Origin of the sequence: Pseudomonas sp. BF-B-15, from assembly GCF_019946675.1 — a bacterium.
GTDB lineage: Bacteria > Pseudomonadota > Gammaproteobacteria > Pseudomonadales > Pseudomonadaceae > Aquipseudomonas > Aquipseudomonas migulae.
Map to the genome: position 1 here is coordinate 1 of NZ_JAGYFZ010000134.1, position 13,970 is coordinate 13,970.

At 60.6% G+C, this 13,970-nt stretch carries 13 protein-coding genes; 6 read left to right on the forward strand and 7 right to left on the reverse strand.

Features of this window, described 5'->3' with window-relative positions; genetic code table 11:
* Positions 1-92: 92 nt before the first annotated feature.
* The gene (locus tag KGA97_RS26885; RefSeq protein ID WP_008030447.1) at positions 93-1,433 is read left to right on the forward strand and encodes a sensor histidine kinase; all 1,341 of its coding nucleotides are present in this window, start codon (positions 93-95) and stop codon (positions 1,431-1,433) included.
* Positions 1,434-1,538: 105 nt separating this feature from the next.
* On the opposite strand, the gene KGA97_RS26890 is transcribed toward KGA97_RS26885, so the two are convergent.
* Positions 1,539-2,105: an NAD(P)H nitroreductase gene (locus tag KGA97_RS26890; RefSeq protein WP_223481822.1), complete on the reverse strand. Its 567-nt coding sequence runs from the start codon at positions 2,103-2,105 to the stop codon at positions 1,539-1,541.
* A gap of 122 nt (positions 2,106-2,227) precedes the next feature.
* Here KGA97_RS26890 and KGA97_RS26895 point away from each other — a divergent pair, with 122 nt between their 5' ends.
* Complete coding sequence (locus KGA97_RS26895) at positions 2,228-3,682, forward strand: TrkH family potassium uptake protein (protein WP_008030441.1); 1,455 nt, start codon at positions 2,228-2,230, stop codon at positions 3,680-3,682.
* Here the strand turns inward: KGA97_RS26895 and KGA97_RS26900 are convergent.
* Complete coding sequence (locus KGA97_RS26900; protein ID WP_202949139.1) at positions 3,639-4,700, reverse strand: AraC family transcriptional regulator; 1,062 nt, start codon at positions 4,698-4,700, stop codon at positions 3,639-3,641. The two genes, KGA97_RS26895 and KGA97_RS26900, sit on opposite strands and share 44 nt — an antisense overlap.
* Positions 4,701-4,860: 160 nt before the next feature.
* Between KGA97_RS26900 and KGA97_RS26905 the strand changes: the two genes are divergently transcribed.
* Together KGA97_RS26905 and KGA97_RS26910 are read left to right on the forward strand one after the other, a co-directional pair.
* A complete protein-coding gene (locus KGA97_RS26905; protein WP_207285395.1) occupies positions 4,861-5,172 on the forward strand; it encodes a DUF962 domain-containing protein in 312 nt (103 codons plus the stop codon).
* 37 nt (positions 5,173-5,209) lie between these two features.
* A complete protein-coding gene (locus KGA97_RS26910) occupies positions 5,210-5,800 on the forward strand; it encodes an HD domain-containing protein (RefSeq protein WP_008030435.1) in 591 nt (196 codons plus the stop codon).
* 106 nt (positions 5,801-5,906) lie between these two features.
* Here the strand turns inward: KGA97_RS26910 and KGA97_RS26915 are convergent, their stop codons facing one another.
* On the reverse strand, positions 5,907-6,722 hold the full coding sequence (locus tag KGA97_RS26915) for a UDP-2,3-diacylglucosamine diphosphatase (protein WP_008030433.1): 816 nt from the start codon (positions 6,720-6,722) through the stop codon (positions 5,907-5,909).
* A gap of 135 nt (positions 6,723-6,857) precedes the next feature.
* On the opposite strand from KGA97_RS26915, the gene KGA97_RS26920 reads away from it, so the two are divergent.
* Complete coding sequence (locus KGA97_RS26920) at positions 6,858-7,616, forward strand: helix-turn-helix transcriptional regulator (protein ID WP_008030432.1); 759 nt, start codon at positions 6,858-6,860, stop codon at positions 7,614-7,616.
* 78 nt (positions 7,617-7,694) lie between these two features.
* Positions 7,695-8,588 (forward strand): DMT family transporter, encoded by an 894-nt coding sequence (locus KGA97_RS26925; protein WP_223451153.1) that lies wholly within the window; start codon positions 7,695-7,697, stop codon positions 8,586-8,588.
* Here the strand turns inward: KGA97_RS26925 and KGA97_RS26930 are convergent.
* From KGA97_RS26930 to recQ, 4 genes are all read right to left on the reverse strand, one after another.
* Positions 8,582-8,869, reverse strand: a complete 288-nt coding sequence (locus KGA97_RS26930; RefSeq protein ID WP_008030428.1) for a SelT/SelW/SelH family protein — start codon at positions 8,867-8,869, stop codon at positions 8,582-8,584. The two genes, KGA97_RS26925 and KGA97_RS26930, sit on opposite strands and share 7 nt — an antisense overlap.
* Before the next feature lie 45 nt (positions 8,870-8,914).
* Positions 8,915-10,603 (reverse strand): FimV/HubP family polar landmark protein, encoded by a 1,689-nt coding sequence (locus KGA97_RS26935; RefSeq protein ID WP_207285392.1) that lies wholly within the window; start codon positions 10,601-10,603, stop codon positions 8,915-8,917.
* A 128-nt stretch (positions 10,604-10,731) separates the two neighbouring features.
* On the reverse strand, positions 10,732-11,166 hold the full coding sequence (locus KGA97_RS26940) for a MarR family transcriptional regulator (RefSeq protein WP_008030423.1): 435 nt from the start codon (positions 11,164-11,166) through the stop codon (positions 10,732-10,734).
* Between the two features lie 130 nt (positions 11,167-11,296).
* Positions 11,297-13,423, reverse strand: a complete 2,127-nt coding sequence (recQ, locus tag KGA97_RS26945; RefSeq protein WP_223481823.1) for a DNA helicase RecQ — start codon at positions 13,421-13,423, stop codon at positions 11,297-11,299.
* Between the last annotated feature and the right edge of the window lie 547 nt (positions 13,424-13,970).

The window sequence follows — 13,970 nt, forward strand, 5'->3', positions numbered from 1 at the left end:
GCGGTGTATCAGACCAAGTTACTTTGACTGACACACCGCCATCGCGAGCAGGCTCGCTCCCACATGGAATTCAGTCAGCTTGAGGATTTTCTGTGCGCTCATTGTTCTGGCGTATCCTGGCCAGCTTCTGGCTGGCCATCGCTCTGGTGGCAGGGTTGTCCATTCTGCTCGGGCACATGCTCAACCAGGACGCGTGGATTCTCAGTCGCCACCCGGGCCTCAATACCCTGCCCGAAGAATGGACGCAAACCTACGAAGCCCAGGGCGAAGAAGCCGCCCAGGACATTCTCGAACAGCGCAAACGCCAGTATCACATCGACGTTCAGGTGCTCAACGAAAGCGGTGACCCGCTCGTTCGCGGCACCTTTCCGCGTCGCGCGGCCGCCTTCGAAGCACGGCAGAACAACGATGACCGACGCCTGCCGTGGCGGCGTCTGACCGCCGAGTACACCAGTGAAAAAACCGGCGACACCTACCTGCTGATTTATCGTATTCCGCACCCGGAGCTGGACTCATGGCACCGCGAAAGCCTGCTCTGGCCACTGAGTGCGCTGGGCATCGCGCTCGTGGTGCTGACCCTGTTCAGCCTGTTCGTGACCCTGTCCATCACCCGACCGCTAAGCCGCTTGCGCGGCGCGGTGCATGATCTGGGGCAAACCACCTATCAACAGAACAGCCTGGTGAAACTGGCCAACCGTCGCGATGAGTTCGGCGTGCTCGCCAACGATTTCAACCGCATGGGCTCACGGCTGCAAAGCCTGATCGGCAGTCAGCGCCAATTGCTGCGCGATGTGTCCCACGAATTGCGCTCTCCGCTTGCCCGGTTGCGCATAGCGCTGGCACTGGCCGAACGGGCCAACCCAGAAGAACGGGAAAAACTCTGGCCGCGCCTGACCCGCGAGTGCGACCGCCTCGAAGCGCTGATCAGCGAGATCCTGGTACTGGCGCGGGTCGATGCCGACAACGCCAGCGCAGAAGACGTTGATCTGAATGCGCTGCTCAACTCGCTGCAAAAGGATGCGCAACTGGGTTCGCCGGAGCAGAACGTTCGCCTCGACGCGGAACCACAACTGAATCTCAAAGGCTGGCCGACAATGATCGAGCGCGCCGTGGACAACCTGCTGCGCAACGCCCAGCGCTTCAACCCGGTGGGGCAATCGATTGAAATGCAGGCAGTGCGTCAGGGTGAGCGGATTGTGGTGAGCGTGCGTGACCATGGGCCGGGGGTCGACGCCGAGCATTTGAGCCAGTTGGGTGAGCCGTTTTATCGGGCGCCGGGGCAAACAGCCGCCGGGCATGGCTTGGGGTTGGCCATTGCACGCCGGGCGGCGGAGCGGCATGGCGGGAGTCTGGTGTTGGCCAATCATCCGGATGGCGGGTTCATTGCCAGTCTGGAATTACCTTTAGTACCCGGGGCTGTCGTCCAACCCTAAAAGCTTCGCGGGCAAGCCTCGCTCCTACAGGGTTAGGTGCCGTACCACAGCATCGTGACTGACATAAACCTGTAGGAGCGAGGCTTGCCCGCGAAGCATTTGATCTTAGGGTTTTGAAGGCCAGACGCTGACGAATTCAGCCAGATCGACTTTCTCTGCAACACGCGGTTCTTTCAGCGGCGTGCCCAGGTACAGGAAAGCAATCACCTCTTCCCCTTCAGCCAACCCCAACCCTTTGGCCACATGCGCCGAATACGCCAGCTCACCGGTGCGCCAGACCGCGCCAATACCTTGCGCATAGGCTGCCAGCAGAATCCCGTGCGCCGCGCAGCCAGCCGCCAGCAACTGCTCGGACTTCGGATACTTGACGTGATCCTGCAACCGCGCGATCACCACGACCACCAACGGTGCGCGCAGCGGACCATTGCGGGCCTTGTCCAGCACCGCTTCGGACGCTTCACCGTCCTGCAGTTTCGCGGCTTCGGCCAGCAACTCGCCCATTTGCTCGCGCGCTGCGCCTTCGACTGTCAGGAAGCGCCAAGGCTGCAAGTGGCCGTGATCCGGCGCACGCATCGCGGCGTTAAACAGCACTTCGCGCTGCTCGGCGGTAGGGGCCGGGTCGATCAGTCGTGGAACGGAAACACGGTTGAGCAAAGCGTCGAGAGCCTGCATCGGCCACCTCCTGAAAAAAATGTCCGGCTATTCTAGCTGCAAGTGCCACGGGGATGCCGGTTTACATGCCCTGCCCCACGGGTAGAATGGCGCCCTTCCTACTTTCAGCCCGAGCGGACTTCATGGCGTTGCCGACCTTACGTCTCATTGGTTTCATCATCGGCCTCTTCCTGATCACGCTGGCGATCGCCATGGTCGTGCCCATGGCCACCCTGTTGATTTTCGATCGCACCGGCGATCTGCCGTCGTTCCTCTGGGCCAGCATGATCACCTTTGTCGCCGGCCTGGCGCTGGTGATCCCCGGCCGCCCCGAGCACGTGCACTTGCGCCCGCGGGACATGTACCTGCTGACCGTCAGCAGCTGGCTGGTGGTGTGCATCTTTGCGGCGCTGCCATTCCTGCTGACCCAGCACATCAGCTACACCGACTCATTCTTCGAAAGCATGTCCGGGATTACGGCCACCGGCTCAACGGTACTCAACCACCTCGATGACATGTCCCCCGGCATCCTGATGTGGCGCTCGTTGCTGCACTGGATCGGTGGCATCGGCTTTATCGGCATGGCCGTCGCGATTCTGCCGTTGCTGCGTATCGGTGGCATGCGGCTGTTTCAGACCGAGTCGTCAGACCGTTCCGAAAAAGTCATGCCCCGTTCGCACATGGTGGCGCGTTTGATCGTAGCAGCCTACGTCGGCATCACCATTTTCGGCAGCCTGGCGTTCTGGTGGGCCGGGATGAGCCCGTTCGATGCGATCAACCACGCGATGTCGGCGATTTCCACCGGCGGTTTCTCCACCTCCGACCAGTCACTGGCCAAATGGACGCAACCGGCGGTGCACTGGGTGGCGATCGTCATCATGATTCTCGGCAGCTTGCCGTTCACCCTGTACGTGGCGACGTTGCGTGGTAACCGCAAGGCGCTGATCAAGGATGAACAGGTTCAAGGTTTGCTCGGCATGTTGCTGGTGACGTGGCTGGTGCTCACCACCTGGTACTGGTGGACCACTCAGTTGCATTGGCTGGACGCGCTACGGCATGTGGCGCTGAACGTGACGTCGGTGGTGACCACCACCGGTTTCGCACTCGGGGACTACAGCCTGTGGGGCAATTTCTCGCTGATGCTGTTCTTTTATCTGGGGTTCGTCGGCGGTTGTTCGGGATCAACTGCAGGCGGGATCAAGATTTTCCGTTTCCAGGTCGCCTACATTCTGCTCAAGGCCAACCTTAACCAGTTGATTCACCCGCGCGCGGTGATCAAGCAGAAGTACAACGGCCATCGCCTCGACGAAGAGATCGTGCGTTCGATCCTGACCTTTTCGTTCTTCTTCACCATTACCATCTGTGTGATCGCCCTGCTGTTGTCGCTGCTCGGCGTCGACTGGATGACCGCGCTGACCGGCGCCGCCAGTACCGTTTCCGGGGTCGGCCCGGGGCTGGGCGAAACCATTGGCCCGGCGGGCAACTTCGCCACCCTTCCGGATGCCGCCAAGTGGATTCTGTCGTTCGGCATGCTGCTCGGCCGACTGGAGATCATTACGGTGTTTGTTCTGTGTATTCCGGCGTTCTGGCGTCACTGACCTGGTTCGGCGCATCCATCAGCCGCACCCGGTACTCGCCGGGGGTGGCATCGAACCAGCGTCGGAAGGCGCGGAAGAAATTGCTCGGATCGGCGAACCCCAACAGGTAGGCAATTTCCAGCAGGGTCATGCTCGGTTGCGCCAAATACTGCTCGGCCAGTTCGCGCCGGGTGTCATCGAGCAGCGTCTGAAAACTCGTGCCCTCTTCCTGCAAGCGTCGCTGCAACGTGCGTTGCGACAAGTGCAGCGTCTGCGCCACGGTATCGCGCTTGGGCTCGCCCTGGGGCAGTAAACGGCACAACACCTGACGCGCCTTGTGGGTCACGCGGCTTTCGGAAAAGCGCGCCAGGTATTCCCCGGCAAAGCGGTCATGCAGCAGCGCCATGGCCTCGTTGGCGGTTGGCAGCGGTGCTTCCATGTCGGCGCGCTCGAAAATCAGCGCGTCATAAGGCGCGTTGAACACCAGCGGCGCATGGAAGGCTTGTTTATACGGTTCGAGATCGACGGGCTGTTCGCCCTGCACCAACACCTTGCGCGGTTGCAGGGTGCGCCCGGTCAGCCAGCCGCACAGCGCCAGCGCGCAGGCCAGCGAGGCTTCGGCACTTTGTCGGGTCGGCGGCAGATGGTCGCCGTGGACCGTCAGAATCAGGGCATACCCCTCATCCAGCAGACGGAAACTCAGGTCGGCACTTTCGGCGATGATCCGCTGATAACGCACCAGCCGCTGAAAGCCTTCGGCCAGGGTCTGACTGGACATCAAGGCGTACCCAGCCACGTGGAATGACGCCGGTCGTACTACCTTGCCCATGTTCAGGCCAATCGCCGGGTTACCGGACAGCTCGACCGCGCGCTGCCACAGACGTGTCATGGAATCTTGCGGGAAGCGCGCATCCGGATCGTCCAGTGACGCGTAGTCGAGCCCCAGCTGCTTGAACAGAACCCGGCAATCCAGGCCGTCCATCTCCAGTGCTTTGACAATCCCCATCGCCCAGCTTGCAGAAGTCGTTCGTTCGCTCATGGCGTTTACTTACATGATGAGCCGCATGCTACGGCCAATTTCCGAAGGATACTAAAGTGGCGCCCATTGTCACTGGCTGATGCCAATGATCACTCTAGACTCAAATAAGCTACCCGCAGAACAACTTGCAGTCAGAACAATAACCACAGAGATCGCAGTCGTGGAAAACATCAGACGTTTCAACAGCTTCGCTGAGTTTTACCCGTATTACCTCAGCGAACACAGCAACAGTACCTGCCGACGATTGCACTTTATTGGCACGACGCTGGTTATTTGCATTCTGGCGCTGACCATCGGCAAAGGTGCCTGGTCGATGCTGCTGGCCGTTCCGCTGGCGGGATACAGCTTCGCCTGGGTCGGGCATTTCTTCTTTGAAAAGAATCGTCCTGCAACCTTTCAACATCCGTTTTACAGCCTGCTCGGCGATTTTGTGATGTTTCGCGACATGATTCTGGGCCGCGTACCGTTCTAGGCGCAGCCGCTATAGAAAAGCAAAGAGAGACTAGCCGATGAATGCCAATGCCCGCTTCACCCACATGCAGGACGGCACGCAGGAAGACTGGGCGATCATCGCCGCCGACTTCAGTGCCTACGCGAGGCAATTACCACAACGGATCATGGCGCACCTGAAACTGCTGGAGGGTGATTTTGGCGGGTTCCCGGTGGATCGTCTGACCCACTCCCTGCAAACCGCCAGCCGCGCCTGGCGCGATGGCCGCGACGAAGAGTACGTGGTGTGCGCCCTGCTTCACGACATCGGTGACACGTTGGGCTCCTACAACCACCCGGACATCGCGGCGGCGATCCTCAAGCCATTTGTCAGCGCCGAGAATGTGTGGATGGTGGAGAAACACGGGATTTTCCAGGGGTACTACTTTTTCCATCACTTGGGGATGGACCGGCATTTACGCGAGCAATTCAGCGGGCATCCGCAGTATCAGGCGACCATCGAGTTTTGCGCAAAGTATGATGCGGCGGCGTTTGATCCCGAGTATGAAACGTTACCGCTGAGCTTCTTCGAGCCGATGATGGAGCGGTTGTTTGCTCATCCGAAGAACTCGATTTACAGGGCGGCGATGCAAGAACACGCGCCGGCCTGATAGATCTGCGGTGTCAGGCCTGGCCCCTTCGCGGGCAAGCCTCGCTCCTACAGGCTTGCGCTGGCCCTGTAGGAGCGAGGCTTGCCCGCGAAGGCGTCTGACCTGCCTACGCGGGTTCGGCGACTTTGATGGCCTTCAACTCCGCCTCCCGTGCCTGGGCATCCGCCAACCGGTACAACTCGATCGATCCATCCCAATGTTCGATCAGCGCCGTACACGACTCCACCCAATCCCCGCAATTGAGGTAATCCACCTCGCCGACCTTGCGAATCTCGGCATGGTGAATGTGCCCGCACACCACGCCGTGCAATTCGCGTTTGACGCATTCGTGGGCGATGGCTTCTTCGAAGTCGCTGATGAAACTGACCGCGGTTTTCACTTTGTGCTTGAGGTACGCCGACAGCGACCAGTAACCGTAGCCATACCGGGCACGCCAATGGTTGAGCCAGCGGTTGAGGGTCAGGGTGAATTCGTAAGCCGAGTCGCCGAGGAACGCCAGCCAGCGGTGATAGCGGGTAATCACGTCAAACTGGTCGCCGTGAATCACCAGCAAATGACGACCGTCGGCGGTCACGTGCACGGCTTCATCCACCAACTGGATGTTGCCCAGAATCAGCTTCGAGTAACGGCGCAGGAATTCGTCGTGGTTGCCGGTGACATAAATCACCTCGGTGCCGCGCTTGCTCATGGTCAACAGACGACGGATCACGTTGGTGTGCGCCTGGGGCCAGTACATGCCGCCGCGCAGCTTCCAGCCATCGATGATGTCGCCGACCAGGTAGATCTTGTCCGCGTGGTAGCCCTTGAGAAACTGCGACAAGTGCTCGGCCTGGCAATCCCGGGTGCCCAGATGCACATCGGAAATCCACAAGGTCCGCACACGTTGCTTACGACTGGGTTTGGCGAGCTCGGCGCTGGTCATGGGCAACCCTCTGCGATTGTTTGCGCAAGCTTGCGCCGGTCGGGTTAATTGCCCATGACAGGGACAAGTCAGTCCTGTGACAACGCACATGAACGCCCTCGGTGTAGACTGGCAGCCTTAATCGGGAGACCTGCGATGAGACCGATCCTCACGCTGCGCCAATACACTCACGACCTGATCGTCCACAGCCACGACCACGCGCAACTGGTGTTCGGGTTGTCGGGGGCGCTGGATTTCGAAGTCGACGGGCATGGCAGCCAGGTGGTTCAGCAGAGTTTCGTGGTCGTCCCGTCCGGCTTCCATCATGCGTGCGGCAGCGCCAATGGCAGCCGCTGCCTGGTGCTGGACGTGCCGAGCGATCAATGGGTGGTTCAGTCCCTTGGCGAGCACGCCGATGCCAGCCGCCGCTTGCTCGACAACGCAGGGCGCCTGCCGCTGGATGCCGGGCAAAGCCAATTGGTCAGTTGGCTGGCGGGCAGTCAGGTCAGCGACCCGCTGATCGCGCAACAAGGCGCGGTACTGTTGCTGGCCAGCCTCAACAACGCCAAAAGCGAAGGGGTGGGCGGTCGGCGTCTGCCGTACGCCGCATTGAATGCGCACATCGATCAATACGCGGCCTATCCGTTGCAAGTGGCCGATCTGGCGCGCATTGCCGGGCTGTCCAGCGCTCGGCTGCATGCGCGATTTGTCGCTGAATGCGGGCAGACGCCGATGGACTACATCCGCAGCCGTCGCTTGCACATGGCCGTGAGTATGTTGCGCGATTCGGCATTGCCCGTCGGCGAGATTGCGAGTCGGGTCGGCTACAGCTCTCAAAGTGCATTTTCAGCGGCGGTGCTGCGGGAGTTTGGTGTCTCTCCCGGAAAATTGCGGCGCGAGGCTGGCGACAAATGATGCGAGCCTGACGACAGACAGGCATACCGACAGCCCTCTAGACTGCACCTCTGTTGGTTATGTTTATCAAGGATCGCAATGACTCCCCGTACCGCCCTGGGCGCACTGCATATCGGCGCATTGATGTTTGGCCTGACCGGTGTGTTCGGCAAACTCGCCGCCGCCTCCCCCGCCGTTATCGTCTTCGGTCGTGCGGCCTTTGCCGTGCTCGCCCTGGCCCTTTTCGCGCGATTCGCCAGCCACACCCGCTGGCAAAAACTCGACGCCGTGGACTGGCGCCGATTGCTGCTCAGCGGTTTGTTGCTGGCCGGACACTGGGTGAGTTTCTTCATTGCGGTAAAGGTGGCGGGCGTGGCGATCGCGACCCTCGGTTTCGCCAGTTTCCCGGCGTTCACCGTGATCCTGGAAGGGTTGATCTTCCGCGAGCGAATTCGCGCCAACGAGATCCTGCTGGTGGTACTGGTGAGTGTCGGGTTGGTGCTGGTCACGCCGGACTTCGATCTGGCCAGCGGCGCCACCACCGGCCTGTTGTGGGCGGTAGGTTCTGGCCTGCTGTTCGCGTTGCTGTCGCTGACCAACCGCGCCAGTTCCGGGAGAATTCCGCCGGTACAGGCTGCGCTGTGTCAGAACGTAGTGGTCGCGTTGTGTTTGCTGCCGGTGGCGGCACCGCAACTGAGCGAAGTGCGCACCATTGACTGGCTGTGGATCGGCCTGCTGGGAATATTCTGTACCGGCGTCGCCCACAGTCTGTTCGTCGCCAGCCTCGCGGTGATCAAGGCACGAACCGCCGCCGTGGTGTTTGCGCTGGAGCCGGTGTACGGCATCACCATGGCGTGGTTGCTGTTCAATGAAAACCCGACGCTGCGCATGCTGATCGGCGGCGCGTTGATCATCGTCGCGATTGTCGTGTCCAGCAGGCTCTCCGGCGGTTCAAGCAAGAAAGTAGTCGCTGCCGAAGCCGCGTCTCACTGAGTGCGGTCGTTGTGGCCCAGGTCGCGGTCCGGATCAATCTGATCGCGGACCCGCTGCTTGAGTACCTTGGCCTCCGGAAAACCGCCGTCAGCCTTGCGCTCCCAGATCTGCACATCGTTACAGAAAATGTGAAACACGCCACCGGTGCCCGGCACCAGCGACACCTTGCCCAAATCGTCGCCAAAGGTACTGAGCAGTTCTTGCGCCAACCACGCCGCACGCAGCAGCCATTGGCATTGCGTGCAGTAAGTGATGACGATTTCCGGTTTATGCGCGGTCATGACGGGCGAAACTCCTGAGCCAAGGGGCACCGCCATGATAGAGCGTCAGCGGATACCGGCCAACAACGTCCGCGCAGTCTGTTTGAGTGGCTCATCACCGTCCTTGAGCAACTCGTTCAGCAGTTCGATGGCGCTGTCCAGATCGCCGTCATCGATGCAGGTCTGAGCCTGTTCCAGTTTGCCTGCGTTGGTCGGTTCCACCGGTTCCGGTCTCAGCGGTTCAAGCTCAAGCGATTGACCTGCATCGGCGAACTCGTTGAGAAAATCGTCGTCCAGAGACTGTGAGTCCGGCTCGGCGATCCATTCCAGCTCGGGCTCGCCCAGGGTCGGTTCTTCGGGTTTGGGCGATTCGTCCGAGGGTTTAGGGTTTTCGAATGGACTGACCAGGTCCCAACTCGAATCCATCGACAGGTCCTCCAGGTTCAACTGGAACTCATCGCCCGGCGCTGCTTCGGATTTTACCGGTGTCGTGATAACGGTGGTCGCAGCCTCGGGCACCGCGCTGGTCAGCTTCGGGTAGCGGGCACGGATTTCCTGAAGTTGCCGGGAATCGAACCCGGCGCCTCGCAAGCTGCTCTCCTGCGCATCATAGGCTGGCACATCCCCTTGTTTACCGAGGACTTCCAGCAGTTGCACCGCCAGATCCGTGCGCTGTGGTTCCTTGACCAGGGCTTCTCGCAACAATGCCGCCGCTTCGGAAAAACGCCCATACGTCAGGTAGATGCCCACACCCTCCAGTACATCGCCAGACGGCGTCTCCTCGTGATGGACAGGGGCGGCCTTCACAACCGGCGCTACGGGTCGATCAAGCACCGGTTCATGCCGCGACGGTAAAACCGGGAGATCTTCGGGCAATGCCTGAATCTGCTGTCGTTGCCGACGAACAATCAGCCCCACCACCAGCCCCAGCAGCACCAGCAACCCGATAATCAACGGCCAGTTGAACGCCTCGGGCTCTTGTGCCACGACCGGGGCGGGCTCCACGGCTTGCGGCGTGACCGGCGGTGCTTGCTGGACCTCCGCCAGGCGGGTTTGCAATTCGATGATCTGTTTTTTCTGGCCGGCGATCTGTTCGTCTTGAGCCTGCAGTTTCGCATTCAACTCATCGACGGTTTTTTGCAGTTGCTGATTTTGCAGCACGCTGGCAGCCAGCTGTTCTGCGACGGGATCAATCACCGGTACAGCGGCCGGTGGCTCAACCTTCGCCTGGGCGGTTTTCTTCGCCACGGGTGGAGGCGCAACGGCAGGTGTAACGCTCGGGAATGGAGAGTTCGGTGAACTGGCGGCGGGTTCGTCAGTGACCGGAGTAATGCCCGGCGTTCCCGGAGGATCGATCAGCACGGTGTACTCGCGCAGTACACGGCCGTTCGGCTGATTCAGTTGCACGAGAAAATTCAGGAAGGGTTCGTTGACCGCTTTGTTGGAGCTCACCCGGATCAGGCTGCGATTGCCCCGCAGGATCGGTGTGAACTTCAGGTCATTGAGAAAGAAAAGCCGTTCGACACCAGCACGGCTGAACTCGTCTGCCGTCGCCAGGCTGACCGACAACTCGCCCTCCTCCAGACCGGCGGCATCCACCAGGGCGATGTCGGCACGCAACGGTTGATTGAGTGCCGAATGCAGGGTGATTTCACCCAGGCCCAGTGCAGGCGCCAATGCCGAGTAGCTGACAAACCCACCGGCCAGCAGCAGCCTGGCGCAACACCGCAATACAACGTGCCAACTCTCGAGCATGAGCATCCCTTAGATAACCAGAACCAACCAGTGCGTGTTCGCACATCCGTTACGAACACGATATTGCCTGGTAGTTCTTTATAGTCTGCTCAACGGGGTATCTCAAAAAGCCGGCGCTTGCTTATGCCTCAAGATTTTTCCAGGTTGGCCAGTATGTGCCCGTGGACTCGCATGCAGACCTTCAAATCCGCCTCATCGACGCCGTCGAACAGCTCGTGGCGCAGTTGAGTGGCAATGGTTTCAATTTGTTCGATCAGGGGAAGGGCCGGCGCACAGAGGACGATTTTTTTCGCCCGGCGATCTTCCAGTACTGCCTGGCGCTGAACCAGGCCCTGGCTTTCCAGGCTGTCGAGCAGTCGTGCCAGGGTGGGCCCTTCGACGCCGACGCTTTGCGCCAATTCACGTTGGGTCGGGGCGTCGTCAAAACGCGCGAGGTGCAGCAGCACCAGCCAGCGCGCCTGAGACAAACCCAGGCCGGCCAGACGGCGGTCCAGTTCGGCACGCCAGCCGCGCGACATCTGGGCCAGTTGCATGCCAAAGCGGTGTTGATCGGTTAACGGCATAAAACACTCATGGTTAGACTGAAATAGAGAAAAACTAATTATTAGTCAGCTAAGCATGACCCTTGGCTTGAGGCAAGGTTTGCTCTGTACTGAATCGTTACATCAATACAACCGTTTCAGGATTTGAGCGTCAGATCTCGAATTCCGATTGCAGTGCGGCACGTACGCAGTACAAAACACCTTCCGGCACACGACCGGCGAACAGCGCAGCAATCTCCGCCACCGGCGGCAACTCACCCTCGCCGTCGAGGAACGCGTCCTGCACTTCCCCCATCAAGTCTTCGGGCAGATCAAGCGCCTGTTCCAGCGACAACTGCTGCTTGCCAATGGCCTCGGCGAGAATGGTGTAGACATTCTTTTCCGAACATTGCAGCTGACCGGCGATTTGCAGCGGCGTCATGCCGGCCCGCGCGAGCGTTATCAATTCGTGGCGCACGTCGGCCACCACTTTTGGTGCCTCGACCTGACCGCCGAGGACTTCGAGGAAGGCCTCGCCGTAACGCTCCAGTTTGCGCGCACCGACACCGCTGACCGTGGCCATTTCCGATAGAGAGGTCGGCTGGCTGCGGAGCATTTCCAGCAAGGTCGAGTCGGGGAAGATGACGTACGGCGGCACCCCATGTTCCTCGGCGAGCTTGCGGCGCAAGACGCGCAAGGCTTCCCACTGTTCGCGTTCTTCGCCGCGAACCAGTTGGCTTGCCTGGCTCTTGCTGCTTTTCGCCGTGGTTTGCGGCTTGAGGTCGCGACGCAGTTCCAGGGTCACTTCACCCTTGAGCAGCGGTCGGCAGGTGTCACTCAGGCGCAGGCCGCCATAGCCTTCGAGATCGATGTCGGCCAGACCGCGCGCCACCAATTGGCGAAACAGCGAGCGCCACTCACTCTCGCCCATCGACTTGCCGACACCGTATACCGACAGGTGCTGATGGCCAAAGCTGCGGACCTTTTCGTTGTCCTTGCCCAGCAACACATCCACCAGATGCCCGACGCCATAACGCTGGCCGGTGCGATAAATCGCCGAGAGCGCCTGACGGGCCGGTTCGGTAGCGTCCCAGGTCTGCACGCCGTCAACGCAGTTGTCGCAGTGACCGCACGGCTCGGGCATGTCTTCGTCGAAGTAGGCCAGCAAGGTTTGACGACGGCAGCGGGTTTCTTCGCAGAGCGAGAGCATGGCGTCGAGCTTGTGATGCTCCAGACGCTTGTGGCGCTCGTCACCTTCGGAGTTCTGCAACATCTGCTTGAGCATCACCACGTCTTGCAGGCCGTAAGCCATCCAGGCATCCGCCGGCAGACCATCACGGCCGCCGCGACCGGTTTCCTGGTAGTAAGCCTCGAGGGATTTCGGCAAATCGAGGTGAGCAACAAAACGTACGTTGGGTTTGTCGATGCCCATGCCGAACGCCACGGTGGCAACCATGATCAGGCCTTCCTCGTTGAGGAAGCGCTTCTGGTGCAGCGCTCGTGTTTCGTTGGGCAGGCCGGCGTGGTACGGCAGCGCCGGGAAACCCTGCTCGCTGAGGAACACCGCCACTTCATCGACTTTCTTGCGCGACAGGCAGTAGACAATGCCGGCATCGCTGCGCCGCTCCGCGAGGAACGCCAACAACTGTTTGCGCGGCTGCTCCTTGGGCACGATGCGGTAAAAAATGTTCGGGCGGTCGAAACTGGAGAGGAAGCGCTCGGCATCCTGCAGGTGCAAACGATCGACGATTTCTTCGCGAGTCCGCTTGTCCGCCGTCGCGGTCAGGGCGATGCGTGGAACATTGGGAAACAGTTCCGCCAACTGGCCCAGTTGCAGATACTCGCGGCGGAAGTCGTGGCCCCATTGGGACACGCAGTGGGCTTCGTCGATGGCGAACAGGGCAATTTCAAGGCTTTGCAGGAAGGCCAGCATGCGTGGCTGGACCAGACGTTCCGGCGCGAGGTAGAGCATCTTCACTTCACCGCGCTTGATTCGCGCGGCGAGATCGCGCTGCTGCTCGGCGCTCAGCGTGGAGTTCAACGCAGCGGCAGCGACGCCCAATTCTTCGAGGGTCGCGACCTGGTCGTCCATCAGCGCGATCAGCGGCGACACCACCACCGCCAGCCCTTCGCGCAGCAGCGCCGGCACCTGGAAGCACAGGGATTTACCGCCACCGGTAGGCATCAGCACCAGGGCGTCGCCGCCACTGGCCACGCGCTCAATGATTGCACCCTGACGGCCACGGAAACTGTCGTAGCCGAAGATGTCCTTGAGGACGCGTTGAGCCTGTTCGAGCATAAAAACTCCAAAAATCACCGAAACATCCCTGCAAGGCTGGTTCAGAACCACGCGGGCTGCACTGACAAATCGTAAGTGCGCATTGCATGACGCTTCACATTTCAGCCGTGACGCCAGCAGGGCATCACAAAGCGCGGGAGTATACCCGAGGGTTTCCTTGCAAAGGGCGCCGCTTAGAAGAGGATCACGATGTAACGTCCGTGGGATATTTCATGTTGCACCGCGATCAGGTGGGGTTGGGGTTGGGTACATATCCGTTTCTGCGGTAATGGCTGCTATTGGTTTCGCCCTTACGGCGAGTTACTTGGAAAAGCGCCAAGTAACCAAGCGCTCTTGCCCCTTTCGTTCGGCCCTTCGCCAAGGCTCAGGGTCCCCTCGCTCCGGTCCTGCTCCGCGGGCCCGCCGCCATCGGCCATCCATGGCCGGGGGCGGCTAACCCGGCATCCATGCCGGGTTGCCCACTGCGCAGAACCTCCACTCGGCCTCTCGAGGGGGCGACTACCGCCACAGCCGCCGAGGCGGCCTGAAAGCCGACCTGGCTCTTTGG